The sequence below is a fragment of the Pseudomonas sp. LBUM1676 genome (assembly GCF_059695605.1).
This window is the reverse complement of sequence record NZ_CP166777.1, coordinates 6,818,254-6,841,598: the sequence shown is the minus strand read 5'-3', so window position 1 is coordinate 6,841,598 and position 23,345 is coordinate 6,818,254. Positions and strand designations below refer to the sequence as shown.

The 23,345-nt window shown below is 59.8% G+C and carries 18 protein-coding genes; 17 read left to right on the top strand and 1 reads right to left on the bottom strand.

The genetic code is table 11. The features are described from left to right. Positions 1-20 precede the first annotated feature (20 nt). The 12 genes from atpA to ACA041_RS31635 all read left to right on the top strand — a co-directional run bounded on the left by atpA (position 21) and on the right by ACA041_RS31635 (position 15,977). Positions 21-1,565, top strand: a complete 1,545-nt coding sequence (atpA, locus tag ACA041_RS31690; RefSeq protein ID WP_497439323.1) for a F0F1 ATP synthase subunit alpha — start codon at positions 21-23, stop codon at positions 1,563-1,565. Positions 1,566-1,615: 50 nt separating this feature from the next. Then, positions 1,616-2,476: a F0F1 ATP synthase subunit gamma gene (gene atpG / locus ACA041_RS31685; RefSeq protein ID WP_497439322.1), complete on the top strand. Its 861-nt coding sequence runs from the start codon at positions 1,616-1,618 to the stop codon at positions 2,474-2,476. A gap of 27 nt (positions 2,477-2,503) precedes the next feature. Next, complete coding sequence (atpD, locus tag ACA041_RS31680) at positions 2,504-3,883, top strand: F0F1 ATP synthase subunit beta (RefSeq protein ID WP_497439321.1); 1,380 nt, start codon at positions 2,504-2,506, stop codon at positions 3,881-3,883. 45 nt (positions 3,884-3,928) lie between these two features. After that, on the top strand, positions 3,929-4,354 hold the full coding sequence (locus ACA041_RS31675; protein WP_010465460.1) for a F0F1 ATP synthase subunit epsilon: 426 nt from the start codon (positions 3,929-3,931) through the stop codon (positions 4,352-4,354). 116 nt (positions 4,355-4,470) lie between these two features. Beyond that, on the top strand, positions 4,471-5,838 hold the full coding sequence (gene glmU, locus ACA041_RS31670) for a bifunctional UDP-N-acetylglucosamine diphosphorylase/glucosamine-1-phosphate N-acetyltransferase GlmU (RefSeq protein ID WP_497439320.1): 1,368 nt from the start codon (positions 4,471-4,473) through the stop codon (positions 5,836-5,838). Positions 5,839-6,066: 228 nt separating this feature from the next. Beyond that, a complete protein-coding gene (locus ACA041_RS31665; protein ID WP_497439319.1) occupies positions 6,067-6,843 on the top strand; it encodes a DeoR/GlpR family DNA-binding transcription regulator in 777 nt (258 codons plus the stop codon). Between the two features lies 1 nt (position 6,844). Next, complete coding sequence (gene glmS, locus ACA041_RS31660) at positions 6,845-8,677, top strand: glutamine--fructose-6-phosphate transaminase (isomerizing) (protein WP_497439318.1); 1,833 nt, start codon at positions 6,845-6,847, stop codon at positions 8,675-8,677. A 119-nt stretch (positions 8,678-8,796) separates the two neighbouring features. After that, on the top strand, positions 8,797-9,699 hold the full coding sequence (locus ACA041_RS31655; protein ID WP_497439317.1) for a LysR family transcriptional regulator: 903 nt from the start codon (positions 8,797-8,799) through the stop codon (positions 9,697-9,699). 130 nt (positions 9,700-9,829) lie between these two features. Beyond that, positions 9,830-10,456, top strand: a complete 627-nt coding sequence (locus ACA041_RS31650) for a glutathione S-transferase family protein (protein ID WP_497439316.1) — start codon at positions 9,830-9,832, stop codon at positions 10,454-10,456. 63 nt (positions 10,457-10,519) lie between these two features. Further along, positions 10,520-12,550 carry a 2Fe-2S iron-sulfur cluster-binding protein gene (locus ACA041_RS31645; RefSeq protein WP_497439315.1) on the top strand — a complete coding sequence of 677 codons (2,031 nt, stop codon included), beginning with the start codon at positions 10,520-10,522 and terminating at the stop codon, positions 12,548-12,550. Between the two features lie 111 nt (positions 12,551-12,661). Further along, positions 12,662-13,858: a DUF3142 domain-containing protein gene (locus tag ACA041_RS31640; protein WP_497439314.1), complete on the top strand. Its 1,197-nt coding sequence runs from the start codon at positions 12,662-12,664 to the stop codon at positions 13,856-13,858. After that, positions 13,845-15,977 carry a hypothetical protein gene (locus tag ACA041_RS31635; protein ID WP_497439313.1) on the top strand — a complete coding sequence of 711 codons (2,133 nt, stop codon included), beginning with the start codon at positions 13,845-13,847 and terminating at the stop codon, positions 15,975-15,977. The genes ACA041_RS31640 and ACA041_RS31635 overlap by 14 nt, the downstream gene beginning before the upstream one ends. Positions 15,978-15,980: 3 nt before the next feature. Here ACA041_RS31635 and ACA041_RS31630 read toward each other — a convergent pair whose 3' ends face one another. Further along, a complete protein-coding gene (locus ACA041_RS31630) occupies positions 15,981-16,610 on the bottom strand; it encodes a LysE family translocator (protein ID WP_497439312.1) in 630 nt (209 codons plus the stop codon). A gap of 145 nt (positions 16,611-16,755) precedes the next feature. Between ACA041_RS31630 and ACA041_RS31625 the strand changes: the two genes are divergently transcribed. From ACA041_RS31625 to ACA041_RS31605, 5 genes are all read left to right on the top strand, one after another. Further along, positions 16,756-17,229, top strand: a complete 474-nt coding sequence (locus ACA041_RS31625) for an Lrp/AsnC family transcriptional regulator (protein WP_163910566.1) — start codon at positions 16,756-16,758, stop codon at positions 17,227-17,229. A 131-nt stretch (positions 17,230-17,360) separates the two neighbouring features. Further along, a complete protein-coding gene (gene hflK / locus ACA041_RS31620) occupies positions 17,361-19,319 on the top strand; it encodes a protease modulator HflK (RefSeq protein ID WP_497439311.1) in 1,959 nt (652 codons plus the stop codon). Continuing rightward, positions 19,316-20,350: a protease modulator HflC gene (hflC, locus tag ACA041_RS31615; protein ID WP_497439310.1), complete on the top strand. Its 1,035-nt coding sequence runs from the start codon at positions 19,316-19,318 to the stop codon at positions 20,348-20,350. The genes hflK (ACA041_RS31620) and hflC overlap by 4 nt, the downstream gene beginning before the upstream one ends. Then, complete coding sequence (gene hflK / locus ACA041_RS31610) at positions 20,347-21,405, top strand: protease modulator HflK (protein WP_497439309.1); 1,059 nt, start codon at positions 20,347-20,349, stop codon at positions 21,403-21,405. Before hflC ends, hflK (ACA041_RS31610) begins: the two co-directional genes overlap by 4 nt. After that, the gene (locus tag ACA041_RS31605) at positions 21,402-23,312 is read left to right on the top strand and encodes a cation-translocating P-type ATPase (protein WP_497439308.1); all 1,911 of its coding nucleotides are present in this window, start codon (positions 21,402-21,404) and stop codon (positions 23,310-23,312) included. Before hflK (ACA041_RS31610) ends, ACA041_RS31605 begins: the two co-directional genes overlap by 4 nt. Positions 23,313-23,345 lie beyond the last annotated feature (33 nt).

The window sequence follows — 23,345 nt, the reverse complement described above, 5'->3', positions numbered from 1 at the left end:
TTTGAAGGGGCAGCAGAGCAATGCAGCAACTCAATCCTTCCGAAATAAGTGAAATTATCAAGGGCCGCATCGACAAGCTCGATGTGACCTCCCAAGCCCGTAACGAAGGCACTGTCGTCAGCGTATCTGACGGTATCGTGCGGATTCACGGTCTGGCCGACGTAATGTACGGCGAGATGATCGAGTTTCCGGGCGGCGTCTTCGGTATGGCTCTCAACCTGGAGCAAGACTCCGTAGGTGCCGTGGTATTGGGCTCCTATCAGTCTCTGGCTGAAGGCATGAGCGCCAAGTGCACCGGCCGCATCCTCGAAGTTCCGGTTGGTAAGGAACTGCTGGGTCGCGTAGTCGACGCACTGGGTAACCCGGTTGACGGCAAAGGTCCGCTGAACAACACCGAGACCGACGCGGTCGAGAAAGTTGCTCCAGGCGTGATCTGGCGTAAGTCGGTAGACCAGCCTGTACAGACTGGCTACAAGGCTGTCGATGCCATGATTCCTGTCGGCCGTGGCCAGCGTGAGCTGATCATCGGTGACCGTCAGATCGGTAAAACCGCTCTGGCGATCGACGCGATCATCAACCAGAAAAACAGCGGCATTTTCTGCGTCTACGTAGCGATCGGTCAGAAACAATCGACCATCGCCAACGTGGTTCGCAAGCTGGAAGAAAACGGCGCGCTGGCTAACACCATCGTCGTCGCAGCGAGCGCTTCGGAATCTGCAGCACTGCAGTTCCTGGCACCGTACTCCGGTTGCACCATGGGTGAATTCTTCCGCGACCGCGGTGAAGACGCGCTGATCGTTTATGACGATCTGTCCAAGCAAGCAGTGGCTTACCGCCAGATTTCCCTGCTGCTGCGCCGTCCACCAGGCCGTGAAGCTTACCCAGGCGACGTGTTCTATCTCCACTCCCGTCTGCTGGAGCGCGCATCCCGCGTTTCGGAAGAGTACGTAGAGAAGTTCACCAACGGCGCAGTGACCGGCAAAACCGGTTCCCTGACCGCACTGCCGATCATCGAAACCCAGGCTGGCGACGTTTCCGCGTTCGTTCCGACCAACGTGATTTCCATCACCGACGGTCAGATCTTCCTGGAATCGGCCATGTTCAACTCCGGGATCCGTCCTGCTGTGAACGCCGGTGTTTCGGTATCCCGTGTGGGTGGTGCCGCTCAGACCAAGATCATCAAGAAGCTCTCCGGTGGTATCCGTACCGCTCTGGCTCAGTACCGTGAACTGGCGGCATTCGCCCAGTTCGCTTCTGACCTGGACGAAGCGACCCGTAAGCAACTTGAGCATGGTCAGCGCGTTACCGAGCTGATGAAGCAGAAGCAATACGCACCAATGTCGATCGCTGACATGGCGCTGTCGCTGTATGCCGCTGAGCGTGGGTTCCTGACTGACGTTGAAATCACCAAGATCGGCAGCTTCGAACAAGCGCTGATTGCTTTCTTCAACCGCGATCACGCCGATTTGATGGCGAAGATCAACGTGAAGGGTGACTTCAATGACGAAATCGACGCTGGCATGAAAGCCGGTATCGAGAAGTTCAAGGCCACCCAAACCTGGTAAGCCGCAGCGGGAGTCGCAAGGCTCCCGCTTGCTAACCTGATAGGTGTTACATGGCAGGCGCAAAAGAGATTCGCAGTAAGATTGCGAGCATCAAAAGCACGCAAAAGATTACCAGCGCCATGGAAAAAGTGGCGGTCAGTAAAATGCGCAAGGCACAAATGCGCATGGCTGCTAGCCGTCCTTACGCGGAGCGCATCCGCCAGGTTATTGGTCATTTGGCCAACGCCAACCCGGAATATCGCCACCCTTTCATGATCGACCGTGAAGTAAAGCGCGTCGGTTACGTCGTGGTGAGCAGTGACCGTGGTCTGTGTGGTGGCTTGAATACCAACCTGTTCAAGGCCTTGGTCAAGGACATGGCGAAAAACCGTGAAAACGGCGTCGAGATCGATCTGTGTGTTGTTGGTAGCAAGGGTGCGGCTTTCTTCCGCAACTTCGGCGGTAACGTCGTAGCAGCTATCAGCCACCTGGGTGAAGAGCCGTCGATCAATGACCTGATCGGCAGCGTCAAGGTGATGCTGGATGCCTACCTGGACGGCCGTATTGACCGCCTGTCCGTGGTATCCAACAAGTTCATCAACACCATGACGCAGCAGCCTACCGTGGAGCAATTGATTCCACTGGTGGCAACCCCGGATCAAGGACTCAAGCACCACTGGGATTATCTGTACGAGCCGGACGCCAAAGAGCTGCTTGACGGCTTGATGGTCCGTTACGTGGAGTCGCAGGTCTACCAGGCGGTGGTCGAGAACAACGCGGCGGAACAAGCTGCGCGGATGATCGCGATGAAGAACGCTACCGACAACGCCGGTGATTTGATCAGCGATTTGCAGCTGGTCTACAACAAGGCGCGTCAGGCTGCGATCACCCAAGAGATCTCGGAAATCGTCGGCGGCGCTGCCGCGGTTTAACGGTTCAAATATTCAGAGGATCCAGCTATGAGTAGCGGACGTATCGTTCAAATCATCGGCGCCGTTATCGACGTGGAATTTCCACGCGACAGCGTACCGAGCATCTACAACGCTTTGAGTGTAAAAAGCGATGCAGGCACCACCCTGGAAGTTCAGCAGCAGCTGGGCGACGGCGTGGTACGTACCATTGCGATGGGTTCCACCGAGGGCTTGAAGCGCGGTCTGGAAGTCACCGACTCCGGCGCAGCCATCTCCGTACCGGTCGGTAAAGCGACGCTGGGCCGGATCATGGACGTTCTGGGTAACCCGATCGACGAAGCTGGCCCGATCGCCACCGAAGAGCGCTGGGGCATTCACCGTCCTGCGCCAACCTTCGCTGAGCAAGCGGGCGGCAACGACCTGCTGGAAACCGGCATCAAGGTTATCGACCTGGTTTGCCCGTTCGCCAAGGGCGGTAAAGTCGGTCTGTTCGGTGGTGCCGGTGTAGGCAAAACCGTAAACATGATGGAACTGATCCGTAACATCGCCATCGAGCACAGCGGTTATTCCGTGTTCGCCGGTGTGGGTGAGCGTACTCGTGAGGGTAACGACTTCTACCACGAGATGAAGGATTCCAACGTTCTGGACAAAGTGGCACTGGTTTACGGTCAGATGAACGAGCCGCCGGGTAACCGTCTGCGCGTAGCACTGACCGGCCTGACCATGGCCGAGAAGTTCCGTGACGAAGGTAACGACGTTCTGCTGTTCGTCGACAACATCTATCGTTACACCCTGGCCGGTACTGAAGTATCCGCACTGTTGGGCCGTATGCCTTCGGCAGTAGGTTACCAGCCGACCCTGGCCGAAGAGATGGGTACTCTGCAAGAGCGCATCACTTCGACCAAAAACGGTTCGATCACCTCGATCCAGGCGGTATACGTACCGGCGGATGACTTGACTGACCCGTCGCCAGCGACCACCTTCGCCCACTTGGACGCCACCGTCGTTCTGTCCCGTGACATCGCCTCCCTGGGTATCTACCCGGCGGTCGATCCACTCGACTCGACTTCGCGCCAGCTGGACCCGAACGTGATCGGCCAGGACCACTACGATACCGCTCGCGGTGTACAGTATGTTCTGCAGCGTTACAAAGAACTGAAGGACATCATTGCGATCCTGGGTATGGACGAGCTGTCGGAAACCGACAAGCAGTTGGTAAACCGTGCTCGTAAGATCCAGCGTTTCTTGTCGCAGCCGTTCTTCGTGGCTGAAGTCTTCACCGGTGCTTCGGGTAAATACGTTTCCCTGAAAGACACCATTGCTGGCTTCAAAGGCATCCTCAACGGTGACTACGACCACTTGCCAGAACAAGCGTTCTACATGGTCGGCGGCATCGAAGAAGCGATCGAGAAAGCCAAGAAACTGTAATCCCGGCGCCCGGCAACGGGCGCTAATTTAGGTTGAGGCAATCAGATGGCTATGACAGTCCATTGCGATATCGTCAGCGCGGAAGGGGAAATCTTCTCCGGCCTGGTCGAGATGGTGGTTGCGCACGGTGCACTGGGTGATCTTGGTATCGCCCTGGGTCACGCGCCGCTGATCACTAATCTCAAGCCGGGCCCGATCCGCCTGATCAAGCAGGGCGGGGAAGAAGAGGTGTATTACATCTCTGGTGGTTTCCTCGAGGTTCAGCCGAACATGGTCAAGGTTCTTGCCGACACCGTGCAACGGGCTGCCGACCTGGACGAAGCCTCCGCTCAGGAAGCCGTTAAGGCTGCCGAGAAGGCCTTGCATGAGCGGGGCGCGGAATTCGATTACGGTTCTGCTGCCGCACGTCTGGCCGAGGCTGCAGCTCAGCTGCGCACCGTCCAGCAGATCCGCAAGAAGTTCGGCCACTAACAGGCCGCCGCTTATTGCGCGATTGATTAGAAAGGGTAGCCTCGGCTACCCTTTTTTCATTTCCGACATTCATCACCTGGTCGCAGCCGCTGACCACCCAGGATTGGTAGCCAGTCATGTCTCTAGAAATCGTTATCCTCGCTGCTGGCCAAGGCACTCGCATGCGTTCGGCGTTGCCGAAAGTTCTGCACCCGATTGCCGGCAACTCGATGCTCGGCCATGTTATCCACAGCGCCCGGCAACTTGATCCACAGCGCATCCATGTGGTCATTGGTCACGGTGCGGACGTGGTCCGTGAGCGTCTGGCAGCTGATGATCTTAATTTCGTCCTGCAAGACAAACAGTTGGGCACCGGCCACGCCGTCGCTCAAGCGGTGCCGTTCATCGAGTCTGACACCGTGCTGATTCTCTACGGTGACGTGCCGTTGATCGAAGTCGAGACCCTGCAGCGTCTGCTCAAGCAAGTCGCACCGCAGCAACTGGGCTTGTTGACCGTTGAATTGGACGATCCGACCGGCTATGGCCGCATTGTCCGCGACGCCGATGGCAAAGTGACCGCTATCGTCGAGCAGAAAGACGCCAACGAAGCCCAGCGTGCTATCACGGAAGGCAACACCGGCATTCTCGCCCTGCCGTTCGCGCAACTGGGTGGCTGGATGAGCCGTCTCTCCAACAACAATGCCCAGGGCGAGTATTACCTGACTGACGTAATCGCCATGGCCGTCAGCGATGGATTGGTGGTTGCCACCGAGCAACCCCATGACGCCATGGAAGTGCAGGGCGCCAATGACCGCAAACAGCTTTCCGAACTCGAGCGTCACTATCAGCTGCGCGCTGGCCGCCGTTTGATGGCGCAAGGGGTGACCCTGCGTGATCCGGCACGCTTCGATGTGCGGGGTGAAGTCACGGTGGGTCGCGATGTTCTGATCGACATCAATGTGATTCTCGAAGGCAAGGTGGTGATCGAGGATGACGTGGTGATCGGTCCGAACTGCGTGATCAAGGACAGCACTCTGCGTAAAGGCGTGGTGATCAAAGCTAATAGCCATATCGAAGGCGCGATTCTGGGTGAATGCAGCGATGCTGGCCCGTTCGCGCGTTTACGCCCAGGCACGGTGCTGGAAGCACGGGCTCATGTGGGTAACTTCGTTGAGCTGAAGAATGCTCATCTGGGTGAGGGCGCCAAGGCGGGTCATTTGACTTACCTGGGCGATGCCGAGATCGGTGCGCGCACCAACATTGGTGCAGGCACCATCACTTGCAACTATGACGGCGCCAACAAATGGAAAACCGTGCTGGGTGAAGATGTGTTCATCGGTTCCAACACCTCGTTGGTGGCGCCTGTGGATATCTCTTCGGGTGCGACCACTGGGGCGGGTTCGACCATCACGCAGAATGTGGATAACGCGCAGTTGGCTGTGGGACGGGCACGGCAGAAGAATATCGATGGCTGGAAGCGGCCGGAGAAAATCAAGAAGAGCTAAGTTATCCACAGCACTGGGTGGCGATCTTTAGATCGCCTTCGAGGGCAAGTCGAATCGTCGCACCGCTTGCTCCTACAGTCCGGGTCTTCACACATTGTGTGGATAACTCTGAAACCGTAGGAGCGAGGCTTTTTATCCACAGGTCTTTTTATCGCCTACCGCTTGACGAAGTTTCGACAATAGGTTTTGATTGCTTCCGTTATCTTTCGAATCGAAACTTACCCGCCCATGTCGAAACGCAATACACCTCAACGCCGGCACAATATCCTCGCCTTGCTCAATGAGCAGGGCGAAGTCAGTGTGGATGAGTTGGCCAAGCGCTTCGAAACCTCGGAAGTTACCATCCGCAAGGATCTGGCGGCGCTTGAAAGCAATGGCCTGCTTCTGCGCCGTTATGGCGGCGCCATCACCATGCCTCAGGAACTGGTGGCCGATATCGGTCAACCCATTTCCCGATACAAGCAGGCCATAGCTCGCGCAGCAGTGATGCGAATTCGTGAGCATGCACGAATCATCATCGACAGTGGCAGCACGACGGCGGCGATGATTCCAGAGCTCGGGCAACTTCCGGGCCTGGTGGTGATGACCAATTCCCTGCATGTCGCCACCGCCTTGAGCGAACTCGAGCACGAGCCGGTGCTGTTGATGACCGGCGGCACCTGGGACCCGAATTCCGAGTCCTTTCAGGGGCAGGTTGCCGAGCAGGTACTACGCTCTTACGACTTCGACCAGTTGTTCATCGGTGCCGATGGCATTGACCTGGTGCGCGGTACCACCACCTTTAACGAGTTGCTGGGACTGAGCCGGGTCATGGCCGAGGTTGCCCGCGAAGTGGTGGTGATGGTGGAAGCCGACAAGATAGGACGCAAGATCCCCAACCTGGAGCTGCCGTGGAGCAGCGTTCATACCCTAATTACCGATGATCGCCTGCCGCTTGAGGCACGGGATCAGATTCAGGCCCGCGGCATCAATTTGATTTGCGCGCCTGTCAGTCAGGAGAAATAGCATGTGTGGAATTGTCGGCGCAGTCGCAGAACGTAACATTACCGCCATCTTGCTCGAAGGCCTCAAACGCCTCGAGTACCGTGGTTATGACAGCGCAGGTGTGGCGGTCTTCACCAACGACGAAAAACTTGAGCGCACCCGCCGTCCGGGCAAGGTCAGTGAGTTGGAACAAGCGCTCGAAAGCGAGCCTCTGATCGGTCGACTGGGCATCGCCCACACACGCTGGGCCACTCACGGCGCGCCTTGCGAACGTAACGCTCATCCGCATTTCTCCGGCGATCTGGCCGTGGTGCACAACGGCATCATCGAGAACCACGAAGCCCTGCGCGAACAACTCACCGCCTTGGGTTACGTTTTCACCTCGGACACTGACACCGAAGTCATCGCTCACCTTCTGGAACACAAGCTCAAAGAATTGCGCGATCTGACCGTGGCCCTCAAGGCGACCGTCAAAGAACTGCACGGCGCTTATGGGCTGGCGGTGATCAGCGCTCAACAGCCGGATCGTCTGGTCGCAGCCCGTAGCGGCAGCCCGTTGGTGATCGGTCTGGGTCTGGGGGAAAACTTTCTCGCCTCCGACCAATTGGCACTGCGTCAGGTGACTGACCGTTTCGTCTACCTGGAAGAAGGTGATATCGCCGAGATTCGCCGCGATAGCGTGCAGATCTGGGACGTTGATGGCCAAGCCGTCGAACGTGAATCCGTGCAATATCGCGACGGCGCCGAAGCTGCCGATAAAGGCGAGTTCCGCCACTACATGCTCAAGGAAATCCATGAGCAACCGGTCGTGGTGCAGCGCACCCTGGAAGGTCGCCTGAGTCAGAGCCAGGTATTGGTGCAGGCTTTCGGCCCAGAGGCGGCCGAACTGTTCGCCAAAGTGCGTAACGTACAGATCGTCGCTTGCGGTACCAGCTACCACGCCGGCATGGTTGCCCGTTACTGGCTCGAAGAACTGGCGGGTATCCCTTGCCAGGTCGAAGTCGCCAGCGAGTTCCGCTATCGCAAGGTGGTGGTGCAGGACGACACCCTGTTCGTGACCATCTCCCAGTCCGGTGAAACCGCCGACACGCTGGCTGCCCTGCGTAACGCCAAAGAGTTGGGTTATCTGGCGAGCCTGGCGATCTGCAACGTCGGTATCAGCTCGCTGGTACGTGAGTCGGACCTGACGCTGTTGACCCAGGCCGGCCGCGAAATCGGCGTGGCCTCGACCAAAGCCTTCACTACTCAGTTGGTCGGCCTGCTGTTGCTGACTTTGTCCCTGGGTCAGGTTCGCGGCACCTTGGCCGAGGGCGTCGAAGCCACTCTGGTCGAAGAACTGCGTCGTCTGCCGAGTCGCCTGGGTGAAGCCCTGGCCATGGACAGCACCGTGGAAAAAATCGCCGAGCTATTCGCCGAGAAGAACCACACCCTGTTCCTCGGTCGTGGCGCGCAGTTCCCGGTCGCGATGGAAGGCGCCCTCAAGCTCAAGGAAATCTCCTACATCCACGCCGAAGCCTATCCGGCCGGCGAGCTGAAACACGGCCCGTTGGCGCTTGTGGATAACGACATGCCAGTGGTTACCGTGGCGCCAAACAACGAATTGCTGGAGAAGCTGAAGTCCAACCTCCAGGAAGTTCGCGCCCGGGGCGGCGAGCTGATCGTCTTCGCAGACGAGCAGGCGGGCATGACCAATGGCGAGGGCACACATGTGGTGCAAATGCCGCATATCCACGACATCCTGTCACCGATCCTCTACACCATTCCGCTGCAGTTGCTCTCGTACTACGTGGCGGTGTTGAAAGGCACTGACGTCGATCAGCCGCGCAACCTGGCGAAATCGGTGACTGTGGAATAAGTTATCCACAGGTCTCGCTAAAGCAAAAAGATCGCAGCCTTCGCAGCGCCCACAGGAAGTACCCCTGTAGGATCTGCCGAAGGCTGCGATTTTTTGATTTTGAATAAGGACATGCCCTTATGGACCGATTCCAGGAAATGCAGGTCTTCGCTGCGGTCGCCCAAGACCAGGGCTTCTCGGCGGCGGCGCGGCGTTTGGGCATGTCGGCCGCCAGCGTCACCCGGGCGGTAGCGGCGCTGGAGAAACGCATCGGCACACGGTTGCTCACCCGCACCACTCGCAGCGTGCATTTGAGCGAAGCCGGTCAGCGCTATCTCGAAGACTGTCGCAGGATTCTCGCCGAGGTGCAGGAAGCCGAAGATTCGGCAGCGGGAAGTCACACCCAGCCCCGTGGGCAATTAACGATCACCGCGCCGGTGTTATTCGGCGAACTGTTCGTCACTCCGATGATGGTGGACTACCTGACGCGGTTTCCCGAGGTCAGCATCAATGGCTTGCTGGTCGACCGAGTGGTGAGCATGGTCGAGGAGGGCGTCGATGTCGCCGTGCGCATAGGTGAGTTACCCGACAGTAACCAGCACGCGATTCGTGTGGGTGAAGTGCGGCGGGTGATTTGCGGTTCGCCACAGTTCCTGACTGCCCAGGGTCGACCTCGACATCCTCAGGATCTGACTCAGGCGCCGGTTATTGGAACGTCCGCCATCGGTCAGCTGAGAAGCTGGCCTTTTCTCGATGCAGGTGAACCCCTGAGTGTTCGCCCGGAACCGCGGTTGGTGGTGACGGCGAATCAGGCGGCCATTACCGCGGCGTGTCTGGGGTTGGGTTTCACCCGGGTCCTGTCTTATCAGGTCGCGGGCAGAGTCGCGGCCGGTGAGCTGGAGATCGTGTTGGCCGACTTCGAACTGCCACCATTGCCAATCCATGTGGTGTATCAGGGCGGGCGCAACGCGCCGGCGCGAATTCGCAGTTTCGTGGATTTTGCAGTGAACGCGCTGCGGCAGCATCCGGCCTTGCAGGGCTGAGCCATTATTGCTCTGACTGAAATAATGGATTGCGTTTGCTGGTTATTCTGTTGTTTTGGCCTCAGGGGGAAGATAGCGGTCATCGGCGCTGATTCTTCCTTGACGGCGCCACTACCCCGCGGAGTCGACCATGCAAGCAATCAAACTCTACAACTTCCCACGTTCCGGCCATGCTCATCGTGTGGAGCTGATGCTGTCCCTGCTGCAATTGCCGACCGAGCTGATCTTCGTCGATCTGGCCAAGGGGGCGCACAAGCAGCCGGAGTTTCTGGCGCTCAACGCTTTCGGTCAGGTTCCAGTCATCGATGACCAGGGCGTGATTCTGGCCGACTCCAACGCAATTCTGGTTTACCTGGCGCAAAAGTACGGCAACGGCCGTTGGCTGCCCACGGACCCGATCGGTGCCGCCAAGGTACAGCGCTGGCTGTCGGTCGCCGCCGGACCTCTCGCTTTCGGTCCTGCCAGGGCCAGGCTGATCACGGTGTTTGGTGCGTCTTTCAACGCTGAAGAAGTGATCGCTTATTCTCACACCTGGCTCAAGGTAATCGATCAGGAACTGGCCAAATCGGCTTATCTGACCGGCAGCGAGCCGACCATTGCCGACGTCGCGGCCTACAGCTACATCGCCCATGCACCTGAAGGCAACGTCTCAATTGAAGACTACGGCAACGTGCGGGCCTGGCTGGCGCGCATCGAAGCCTTGCCTGGTTTTGTCGGCATGCCGCGCACCGTTGCCGGCCTGCAAACAACCGCCTGATGCCTGTGGCCCGAGACTTACGGGCCGTTCACGCTGCGTCGATGGCGCAGGGGAGGAACCGTTATGGACCGTTCGCCTTGGCATGCTGGCGAGAAACAGTTGCAGGCTCACGTCGGTGTTGCCGAGCGAATGGAGGCGTTCGGCCGCAGGGTGATTCGCACTGAGATGCCAGACCAGCACCGCACGTTCTATCAGCAATTGCCGTTCATGCTGTACGGGGCGGTAGATGCCGAGGGCAACCCGTGGGCCAGCATTCTCGAAGGCGAGCCAGGCTTCGCCCATTCTCCCGCGCCGGATGCCCTGCACTTCAACAGCCTTCCGGCTGCCGATGACCCTGCGCAATTGACCGATGGCGCGGCAATCGGCTTGCTGGGGATCGAACTGCATACCCGGCGGCGCAATCGTATCAACGGGCGAATCGACACGCTGTCGGCGAGCGGCTTCGGTGTAACCGTGGAACAGTCCTTCGGCAACTGCCCGCAATACATTCAATTACGGCAGTTTCGCTCGGTGCCGCTGGCGGATCCATCGACCCGCATCGCGCAGCACGTTGAGGGGCTGGATGACGTCGCCCGAGCCATGATCGTCGGTGCCGATACCTTTTTCGTCGCCAGTTACGTGGACGTCGATGGCCAGCGTTCGGTGGATGTGTCGCATCGCGGCGGCCAAGCCGGATTCATCCAGGTGGAAGGTGATCGCCTCACCATTCCGGATTTCGCTGGCAATCTGTTCTTCAACACATTGGGCAACCTGCTACTCAATCCTCGCGCCGGTTTGCTGTTCATCGATTTTCATTCGGGCGATCTGCTGCACCTCAGCGGTCGCACCGACATCATCCTTGAAGGTCCGCAAGTCGAAGCCTTTCAAGGGGCCGAGCGGCTGTGGACATTCGACGTAGAAAGCGTCGTTCGTCGCCCGGCAGCATTGGCTTTGCGCTGGCGCTTCGACGGTGTTTCACCCACCAGTTTGCTGACCGGTACCTGGGAGCAGGCCAGGGCTCGTCTCCAGGCCCGCGCTTTGGGCGATCAATGGCGGCCGCTACGGGTGGTGCGGATCGAAGCAGAAAGTCACAACATCCGATCGATCTATCTGCAGCCAGCCGATAACGCGGGGGTGCCGGTGTTTAAGGCCGGGCAGCATTTGCCGCTACGATTCAATATTGCCGACGAGGTGCATATCCGCACCTACAGCCTGTCGAGCGCGCCGTCCGATGATTTTTTCCGCATCAGCGTGAAGCGTGAAGGTCTGGTTTCTACGTTTTTGCATGAACAGGTTCGCGTCGGTGATCTGCTGGAAGCCCGCGCACCTCAAGGGCATTTCACCGTGGCGCCCCATGAACGCCGGCCGCTGGTGTTGCTGGCGGCAGGGGTGGGCATCACGCCGCTGCTGTCGATGCTGCGCGAGGTGGTTTACCAGGGCCTGCGCACCCGTCACATTCGTCCAACCTGGTTTTTCCAGAGTTCGCGAACCTTGGCCGACCAATCGTTTCGACCCGAGCTGGATCACTTGCTCGACGGGGCAGGTGACGCAGTGAGGGTGTTGCGCCTGCTCAGTCAGCCGGAAGACGAGGCGCGTGAGGGAGAGGACTTTGATCTGGCGGGACGGATCGACGTTGCGTTGCTCAGAACTATTCTGGAAGTGGAGGACTACGATCAGCTGGATTTCGTTCTCTGCGGTCCGGGCAGTTTTACCCAAGGGCTTTACGACGGTCTGCGGGAACTGGACATCCGCGATGCCAGGATTCACGCCGAAACCTTTGGCCCATCGACCTTGCGTCGCCATCCGGACCCTGACGCGATCGTCATCGATCAGCCACCAGCGGCCACTACGTCGGTGCCAGTGGTGTTCCAGCGCTCGGCCAAAGAGGCCCGCTGGCAACCCGACGGCGGCAGTTTGCTGGAGTTGGCGGAAAGCCGTGGGCTGCGTCCGGAATTCAGCTGTCGCGGCGGTTCCTGCGGAACCTGCAAGACTCGCTTGATCAGCGGCCAGGTCAATTATCCACAGCCGCCGGCAGAGGTGCCGGACGAAGGGCAGGTACTGATTTGTTGCGCGATCCCGGCCCAGGGTTCGCAACCTTTGGTATTGGATATCTGATTATCCAATGCCTGTGAACATTGCCCCTGAGCCGGGGCCTCAGTAGGGTAGCGGGCAGAGCGACAAAGGGCCATGAACGGCCCTTTTCGCGTCTCAGGGATAAGGCTTTTAATGGTTTTTTTGACTCGATTCATTATGTTGCTGGCTGCGCTGGGGTCGCTCATCGGTTGCGAACGACAGGACGCACCACCGCTCGATCAGCAACTCTATGTCTGGCAACGGCAATGGACCCCGGCCCATGAAGCCGCCCTCAAGGGCAGCCGCGCGGACTTTTCGACCCTTCGGGTGCTGGCCTTGCAGGCGTTCCCACAGTCGGGCTGGAGCCGGGCGCGCATCGATCCGGCGCTGCTTGAAGGTGACGGCCGGCCGCTGATCGCGGTGATTCGTCTCGATGGCCAGCTCAAGTCACTGGACCAGGACCAGATCACTGCGCAGATCCTGCAGGTACTCGGCGATTGGCAAGGCAAAGGGCTGAACCTCTCCGGCGTGGAAATCGACCACGATGCGGGTAGTGCCCGATTACCGGCCTACCGGGAATTTCTCGTGCATCTGCGCGCGGTTCTGCCGGCCTCACTGCCATTGAGCATCACGGCGTTACCTTCCTGGCTCGACAGCCCTGAGTTGCCGGCGCTTTTATCCACAGTCGACAGCAGTGTGTTGCAGGTGCACGCGGTCAGCGATCCACGCAGTGGCCTGTTCGACCCGGATCAGGCCAGCACGTGGTCCATGGCCTGGAGTCGCATCACTTCAAAACCTTTTTATCTGGCGCTACCAGCCTATGGCGTGGCGTTGTTGCCGGGGGACAGCGGCGCACCGATCGTGGAAAGTGAAGTGACCCTCGAGCGCGGTGGCATGCGTCGGGAATTGCTGGCCGATCCGCAGCAACTGAGCAAACTCGCCAACCAATTGCGCAACGATCCTCCGGCTCATCTGGCGGGCCTGATCTGGTTCCGTCTGCCGCTGGCCAACGATCGCCGAGCCTGGAGCCTGACCACCTTGCGCGCGGTGGCTCGCGGCGATGCGCTCGACAGTCGCCTGGCGCTGCAGCTCTCGGCGCAGGCAGGCCTTTACGACATCAGCCTCGACAATCAGGGCAACCTCGACAGCGCCTGGCCCGAACGCCTGACGCTGACTGTGCGGGGGTGTGAGGGTGCCGATGCCCTGGCCGGTTATGCATTGCAACAGGGCCCCGATCTGCTTACCTTCACTCGCCTGCGCGAGGGTCGAATAGCGGCCGGCGGGCAGCGCGCCATCGGTTGGGCACGCTGCGCATACATTAACCAAGGAGCTTCGAATGTTCACCCGTAACTGGCCGCGTCACCTGCTGTGCCTGAGCCTCGGCCTGCCGCTGGGTTCGGCGCTTGCCTGCGGCCCGGACTTCCCCATGCGCCTGCTCGACAACCGTGGCCAGTCGCTGGCGGAGCTGCCGGAAGGCAACTTCAACTTCGAGATCAATCGCATTGGGCAGGTGATCGCCGGGCTCAGGAATGTAACGGCAGCCACGCTCAATCCGAATGTTGGCTACGGTGATGTGCCCAATCATGCCGAACAGCGGGACAATGCTGAACAGGTCGGTTTGACGGCAGAGCAGCAAGCACGGGTGAAACAACTTCGTAGCCTGACTGATGCCCGCCAGGTCGAAATTCAAGGCGCGGATCTGCCGGCCGAGATCAAACTATATCTGGCAGGTGCCGTGGCGTTCAATGCGGGCGAGTATGGGCTGGCGGTCGACTACTTCCAGAAGCTCCTGGCGTTGCCGGCTGATCAAAGGACGTTGCGCAGTACCTGGGCCGCCTACTCGTTGGGTCGGGCACTGTTTGCCCAGAGCTCCGAAGCGGATGCCCGCCCCGATCTGCTTGGTCAATCGCGACAAGCTTTCGAGCAGACCCGTCAGTTGAGCATCGACGGCTTCAGCGACCCGCTGGAACTGGGTGTCGCCAGCCTCGGCGAAGAAGCCCGGGTAGTGCGCCGGGCTGGTGACTGGAGCCGCGCCATCGAACTCTATGCCACGCAAAACCTCCACGGTTCGGCGGTGGGCTACACCTCGCTGAAACTGTTGATGAACGATCTGGCGGCGATGCCTGAAGATCGGCTGGCACCGTTGCTCAAGGGCAAACCGGTGCAGCAACTGGTAGCGGCGTCGTTGATCAGTCGGATGGGTTGGTCATTCGGTGATCAACCGCCAAACGAATTGAAGCTGCTCAAACTGTTGCAGAACAGCACCCAGGGCAGCCTGGAAAACGCTGATCGTCTGGCGGCGGTCAATTATCAGCAGGGTGACTACGCCAGTGCCAAGGCATTCCTTGAACATGCGGGCGATGGCGGTCTGGCCTGGTGGCTGCGGGCGAAACTGGCCATGCGCGATGGCGATAAAACCGCGGCCGCCGCGGCGTACGCCAAGGCTGCCCAAGCCTTCCCGCAGAATGAATCCTGGGGCGAGCGACGGACCCCGGATTGGGATTTCGAAACCCTCCAGCCCAAGTGCCGCGTCAAGGGTGAAAGCGCGATTCTGGCATTGCAACGCGGGGATTACCTGCAAGCGCTCGATCAGCTCTACCGCAGTCAGGACATTTATTGGTTCGACGCGGCGACAGTGGCCGAACGGGTGCTGACCCTCGATGAGCTCAAGCAATATGTCGACACCCATGTGCCGGCGCCACCACCGCTGACCCAACAGGAGCGCGATAACTATGTGCCGTTACCGGTGGCGGCAAAACTGCGCAATTTGCTGGGCCGGCGGTTGATACGCGAACAGCGTTACGAAGAAGCGCCGGCGTACTTCGATAACATTGAGTTAAAACATAAGGCTATCTGGTATGGGCAGTTACGCCACGACGCCGAATCCAAGTGGTGGCCGACCGATCGGGCATTCGCGTATTACTACGCCGCGACCGTAGCCCGTTTCGACGGAATGGAGTTGTTGGGCTATGAGATGTCCCCGGATTACGCCACCTTTGGCGGAAATTACAGCCTGCAAGCTCCAGAGCTTAAGGTCGGGCCGCTGATGACCGAAGGAGAGGTGCAGCGCCAGCAGGCCACGGTGGCGCAACCTGACGAACGTTTCCACTACCGTTTTGTTGCCACGGCCCTGGCGAGCAAGGCCGCTGATAATCTGCCCCACAGCAGTCAGGCTTTCGCGGCAGTGTTGTGCAAAGCTTCTTCGTGGGGCACTGGTCTCCAGGAGCAAAAAGCATTCTACCGCCGTTATGTCGAGGAAGGCCCTTACGTGGTCTTTGCTGGCGATTTCGGTCATCAATGCCATGATCCGGACTTCCAGAACGCCGACAAGCGCTATGTGACCCAAGTAACAGACGCTGCGCGTTCTGCCCTGCGGCCCTATAAGAAAGCGTTGCAGGTTGGCGGTGTGATCGCTTTCACCGCAGCAGCGCTGGTGCTGATCAATCGTCGCCGCCGCAAGACGCGGTAAGGCTCAAGCCTGTTGAACAAACGTCAGCCGCACCGCGAATCCGATCAGCAGGCTACCGAACAACCATTGTTGTAGTCGCCGGGCCGACGGGCTGCGCTGCAGCCAGCGGCCGAGCGCGGCACCGGTCAGTGCATAGGCGCTGTCGAACACCAGGCCGACGCTGACCAGTATCACGCCCAAGGTTGCAAACTGTGCGAGTACCGGACCCGCCTCAGGATTGATGAATTGCGGCAATAGCACCGAGCAGAACAGCAGCGCCTTTGGGTTCAGCAGATTGGTGAGCAAACCACGCTGGATCGCTGCGCGCCAACGAAGCCTCGGGGAGGTGGTGTCGCCACCGTTCAGGTTCGGCAGCATTGTGGTTCGCAGGCACTGAACGCCGATCCATAGCAGATACGCGGCCCCGGCCAGACGGACGAGGTCGAAGGTCCAGGGCGCAGTCTTGAACAGCGCGGCCAACCCAAGCGCCGCCAATGCCACATGGCAACCCCGGGCAACGCCCAGGCCCAGCGCCGTCGCCAGCGCGGCGCCTTTACCCTGACGGGCGCCGGTCTGCAATAGCAGGATCATGTCCGGGCCGGGCAATAGATAAACCACCGCCAACGCCATGAAAAACAGCCAGAGTCCTGCCACCTTGCACCCCATTCATTGTCAATTCGGTACGCTCAGTCTAGGGCTGAAGAGCAGGGCAGGTGGTTGCGTACTTCGCTTCAGAATCCTCTGAAGTTGGCATAATCTGCCACTGGAGAAGCTATACACCATCAGGATCTGCCAAATCATGAAACTCGATGCCTACGACCGCAAGATTCTCGCAGCGCTGCAACGGGATGGCCGCCTGAGCAATGTACAACTGGCTGATGAGATAGGGCTGTCCGCGTCGCCTTGCTTGCGCCGGGTACGGATGCTCGAAGAAGCCGGGGTGATCCGCGGTTACCAAGCCAATCTTGATCGAGATGAAGTCGGGCTGGGACTGACGGTATTTGTCGGGGTCAAGGTCGAACGCCACAATGATGAACAGGCGGAGTCCTTTCGCTTGGCCGTAACGGCATTGCCCGAGGTGATTTCAGCATTTCTGGTATCAGGCGAATCGGATTTTCTGCTGCAGGTGGTCGTGCCGGATTTGCGTGCCTATGACCGTTTTCTCACCGGGCGCCTGTTGAAGCTGCCCGGCGTGAGTGATATCCGCAGTAACTTTGCGATTCACACGGTGAAGACACCGGGGGCGTTGCCGCTTGAGCATCTGCCACTCTGACCGCCTTGACCCCTTCGCGAGCACGCTTCGAGCCATTCGGCGGCGCCCGCCACTGGAGAAACAATACGAAAATTTCACTCATTTCGTTATATCGTAACGCCCATTGCTGAGCAAAGCTGAACTGGGGTGGTATGCAAGTCGATCTGGATGGTGATGAAAATGAGGTAGCCGGACTTCCGCGCTTTCAACAGGCAGTCTTTCAGGGCAGGCGATTGCGACAATTCGCGATCGGCCTGGGAGCACTGGCGGGTACAGGACTGGTACTGGCATTTTTTGTCGGGCTGTTTGCTCCGCAGTCTCTTTGGTCGGTAGTGCTGACCAATCAAAGCGCCGGTTTGCTGGTGCTGGTGGCCGGCCTTCAGTCAGCCTGGTGGGTGACGCAGTGGCGGGCCCAAGCGATGAATCCGCCTGTGCCGGCGGTCGTTGTTGAAGAAGCGATTAGCCCGGAAGGCTGGTACGACCGGCTGCTGGATCGTATCCGTCAGCAATGGCTGAAAATGCTGATGCAGATTGGCGCGCCGACGTTATGGCTTGGCGGGTGGGCATTATTGACTTTGTTCAGCATTGAACAGGCCTGGAACCTTGCATTGCCGCCTGCCACTCTCGGCTTCTCGGCCAGTGTCGGTGCCGCGTTGTCATTAACGCTCGCCTTCGGTTTGCTGGTGCTGGAACGGCATTTGACCCAGGAAAACGTAGCCCAATGGCCCGAAGCAGGGCCGTTGGCGCAGCTGGCGCGTGTAGCCATAGGCTGTCTGTTGCTGAGCGCTCTCTGCCTGCTGTTCGCCAACGAGACCTCAATCTGGCCAATGCGGGTGGCCGTCCTGATCGGCCTGCTGCCGGGGCTTGTCGCGGTCGAAATGCTGTTGCGCGCCGTATTGTCATTGTTCCACCCCAGACAGGAACGACTCGAACCGGTGATGCTGGCGCGAAGCTTCATCGCCGACATGCTGCGCTGGCCACCGCAGCCATTGCTGGCGCTACAGCACGAACTGCACAACCGTTTCGGCATAGATCTGCGGCAGATTTGGGCTTTTACCTACATGCGCCGGGCACTTTTGCCAGTGCTGGCGGTGGTATCGCTTGTGGGCTGGTCGCTCACCGGCATTCACGAAATCCCCCTGCACGGGCGAGGCATCTACGAGCGTTTCGGCAAACCGGTGGAGGTTTTTGGTCCTGGTTTGCGCGCGGGTTTGCCCTGGCCGCTGGGCCGAGTGCTGAACGTTGAAAACGGCGTGGTCCACGAGTTGGCCACCAGTGTGGGCGAAGCGGCACCAGCGATCATTGCCGAACCTGCCGAAGGCCCGGCACCGGCGATTGCCAATCGCTTGTGGGACGCGAGCCACGTGAATGACAAATCCCAGGTCATCGCCAGCAGCCGAGCCGACAAGCAGAGCTTCCAGATCGTCAACATGGATGTGCGTTTCGTCTACCGCATCGGCCTGAGTGATCAGGCGGCATTGGCGGCGACCTACAACAGTGCCGATGTACCAACCCTGATCCGCAGCACCGCCAGCCGGATCCTGGTTCACGACTTCGCGTCACGCACCCTCGACGGTTTGCTCGGCGAGGACCGGGTAGGGCTCGCCGAAGATATCGGCCGGGCGGTGCAGGACGATCTGCAGAAACTCGGCAGCGGAGTGGAAATTCTCGCCACCGTGGTCGAGGCGATTCATCCGCCGGCGGGGGCAGCCAATGCCTATCACGGGGTGCAAGCGGCGCAGATTGGTGCCCAGGCATTGATCTCACGTGAACGCGGTGAGGCTGCGCAGGCCACCCATCAGGCGCAGATGCAGGCCAGTATCGCCCGCGACCAGGCGACAGCCAATGCGCGTGAAATCAATGCCGCTGCCCGGGCGGCAGATCTGAAATTCAGCGCCGAACAAAAAGCTTATGCCAGCGCTGGCCAGGCCTTCGTGCTCGAACAGTACTTCAGCCAACTGTCCCAAGGCCTGGCCAACGCCAAACTGTTGGTGCTCGATCATCGCCTGGGCGGCAGCAACAATGCGCCGACCATCGACCTGCGTACCTTCTCCCTGCCGGCTGACCTTGCGCCGGCGAGTCAGTCCGCTCAACCAGGAGCTGCCCATTGAGCCAGTCGCACACACACGATGACCACCGCGGCCATGATCACAACCATGGCGGGCATCACCATGGACATCACCATCACCACCACGGTGACCCTCAACCATCTGGTCCGTTCCCGTGGCGACGCATGGGCTGGGCTGCGCTGCTGGTGGCGTTCGCCGTCGCGGCAGCGAGCCTGGTACAAGTGCGATCCGGGGAGGCGACGGTGATCACGCGCTTTGGCAATCCGTCGCGCGTATTGCTCGAACCTGGCCTCAGCTGGCGTTGGCCGGCACCGTTCGAAGCGGCAATCCCGGTCGATCTGCGGTTGCGTACCACTTCCAGTGGTTTGCAGGATGTGGGTACGCGGGACGGTTTACGCATCATCGTTCAGGCTTATGTGGCGTGGCAGGTGCAAGGTGATCCGCAAAATGTTCAGCGCTTCATGCGCGCTGTGCAGAATCAGCCGGACGAAGCCGCGCGGCAGATACGCACCTTCGTCGGTTCGGCACTGGAAACCACGGCCAGCAGTTTTGATCTGGCCAACCTGGTGAACACCGACGCGAACCAGGTGCACATTGCCGACTTCGAAACGCAGCTGCGGCAGCAAATCGACCAGCAGCTACTGGCGACTTATGGCGTGCGGGTTGTACAAGTCGGCATCGAACGCCTGACCTTGCCATCGGTAACCCTCACCGCCACAGTCGATCGCATGCGCGCCGAGCGTGAAACAATTGCCACCGAACGCACGGCCATTGGCAAACGTGAAGCGGCTCAAATCCGTTCCGCGGCCGAACGGGATGCACGAGTTGTCCAGGCCGATGCCACGGTCAAGGCGGCCGAGATCGAAGCGCAATCACGGGTTGATGCGGCGCAGATCTACGGTCGGGCATATGCCGGGTCGCCGCAGCTTTACAACCTGCTGCGCTCCCTGGACACCTTGGGCACCATCGTCACGCCCGGCACCAAACTGATCTTACGCACCGACGCCGCACCGTTCAGGGTGTTGGTTGACGGCCCGCCGACCCTTGATAACAAGTCCGGGTCGCAGCCATGAGTTTGGTTCCACGTGGAACAAATGAATTGAGTAGCCCCTGGATTCAGGCTGGGCGATTAGCGTTTCTTGCCCTGTATGCGGCGACGGTTCTCGCCGCACTGGCCTGGGCATTTTCCAATGTGCGGCAGATCGATCCACAAAATCGTGCGGTGGTCTTGCACTTCGGCGCACTCGATCGCGTCCAGAATGCCGGGCTGTTGTTGGCCTGGCCTCGCCCGTTCGAGCAGGTCATTCTGTTGCCGGCTGCGGACCGGGTTATCGAGCGTCGAATTGAAAATCTATTGCGCAGTGATGCGGCCATGCAGGCCGATCGGGTCGCTACGTTCGCCACACCTCTCAGTGATGCGCTGGCCGGCTCCGGCTATCTTTTGACCGGCGACGCGGGTGTGGTGCAATTGGATGTGCGGGTGTTCTACAAGGTCACCGAACCCTACGCCTTCGTCCTTCAAGGCGGACATGTGCTACCGGCCCTGGACCGGCTGGTCACGCGCAGCGCTGTCGCACTCACCGCTGCTCGAGACCTGGACACCATTCTGGTTGCACGCCCAGAGTTGATCGGCGTGGATAACAAGGCGGCTGAAAGACGCGAACGACTGCGTGGCGATCTGGTACAAGGCATCAATCAGCGCTTGGCGCAATTGACCGCGACAGGGCAGGGGCTGGGTATCGAAGTGGCCCGTGTCGACGTACAGTCCAGTCTCCCGGGGCCAGCAGTCAACGCGTTCAATGCGGTTCTGACGGCCAGTCAGCAGGCCGACAAAGCGGTGGCCAATGCGCGCACCGAAGCCGAGAAATTGACCCAGGCCGCCAACCAGCAAGCCGATCGTTCGCTTCAGGTCGCCCACGCCCAGGCCAGCGAACGGCTGGCTAAAGCCTCCGCCGACACCGCCAGCGTGTTGAGTCTGGCTTCGGCGCAACAGCGGGGCAGCGACCCGCAAATGCTGCTGCGGATCTATCGCGAACGAATGCCGAAAATTCTTGGTCAGGCCGGCTCAGTGACTACGGTCAATCCGAAAGACGATTCCCGACTGATCATTCAGGGAAATGCACAATGACTGCCCCAGCTGCCGCCGAATCGAGCCTGTTGTCTTCCGCTGAACAACGCAGCGCCGCTCGCCAATTGACCCTGGCAATGCTTGCCCTTGGCTTGCTGGTACTAGGGCTGATCTGGCGCTGGTTATTGCCGCTGCAAACTGGCGTCAGTCAGTTGCTGTTGGGTGTGGCTTCGTTACTGGTGGCCGTGCCGGTGATGCGTTCGGCATGGTACAGCCTGCGTTACCCGAGCCTGCACGGCATCACCGATCAACTGATCGCCCTGGCCATGCTCGGCGCCTGGGCCACCGGCGATCTGCTCACCGCTGCGTTGCTGCCGATCATCATGATCTTTGGCCATGTCCTGGAAGAGCGCAGCGTGATCGGTTCACAGGAGGCGATTCGCGCGCTCGGCAAACTGACTCGCAGCCATGCGCGCAAGGTTCAGGCGGACGGTTCGATCGTCGAAGTCGACAACGGTGTGCTCACAAGCGGTGACGTAGTCGAAGTCCGGGCGGGTGATCGGGTGCCGGCGGACGGTCGGGTTTTATCCGGTCAGGCGAGTCTCGACACTGCGTCCATCACCGGTGAGTCGGTGCCGATGGAGGCGGCTGTCGGCATGCAAGTGTTCGGTGGAGCGATCAACCTCGATGGCTTGTTGCGTATTCAAGTGACGCGCACCGGAAACGAATCGACTCTTGGCAAAGTCATTGCGCTCATGCAAAACGCCGAGCGATCCAAGCCGCCGATCACGCGTTTGCTGGAGCGCTATGCCGGCAGTTACATGGTGCTGGTGTTGCTGCTCGCGGCAGTGACCTGGTTCGTGACGAACGATGCTCAGGCGATGCTCGCGGTGTTGGTCGCAGCCTGCCCTTGTGCGCTGGTGCTATCGGCACCGGCCACGGCGATTGCCGGGGTGGCTGTTGCGGCCCGTCACGGGATTCTGATCCGCAGTTCGGCGTTTCTCGAAGAATTGGCTGACCTGACGTCGCTGGTGGTCGACAAGACCGGAACCCTGACCTTCGGCACCTTGCGTTTGCAATCCATCGACAGCCCTCTGGAGGATCGCAACCAGGTCCTGAAACTTGCGGCCAGCCTGGGGTCTGCCAGCAGTCATCCCGTCAGCCGCGCGCTTGCCGGCTTGGTCACCCAAGAACATTTTCTATTGCTCTCGGATATTCGCGAGCGTCAGGGCCTGGGTGTTGTGGCCATGACCGAGCAGGGCGAAGCGGCGCTAGGTCGGCCGGAGTTGTTCGCTCAATTGGGTATCGACACCTCCACTGTTCCCGAGCATGACGGCCCGATTGCAGGGCTGGCACTCAACGGTGAATTTCTCGCCTGGCTGTTGCTGGCTGACAGCGTCAAACCCGAAGCGCGCTTTGCCTTGAGCGAGTTGCGCGAACTCGGATTGGGTCGGCAGTTGTTGCTCACAGGTGATCGACAAAGCGTTGCCCACACATTGGCGCGGGATGTCGGCATCAGTGATGTCGAAGCGCAGGCCTTGCCCGAGGACAAACTCAATCGCGTGCTGAAAGAAATCGGCAGTGGCTTCCGGCCGATGGTGGTGGGGGACGGTATCAACGATTCCCTGGCGCTCAAGGCTGGCGTCGTCGGCGTAGCCATGGGGGCGGGTGGAGCGGACATCGCGCTGGCCTCGGCCGACATCGTGCTGATTGGCAGCGACCTGCGGCGGCTCGGCACCTGTGTGCGTTTGAGTCGCCAATGCCGGCGGACCCTGCAGGTCAATGTGATCATTGGCCTGGGCTGGACGCTGGCGATCGTCGTGTTTGCGGCGTTCGGCTGGCTGGGTGCGGCGGGTGCAATGATTGCTGCATTGTTGCACAACCTCAGTACCCTATTGGTGTTGGGCAATGCGGGTCGGCTGCTGCGTTTTCAAGAACCTTTGCTCAAGCTGAAGGACGACGTTTGAATGAGCGCCTGGCGACGGCTCTAAACCGGTATT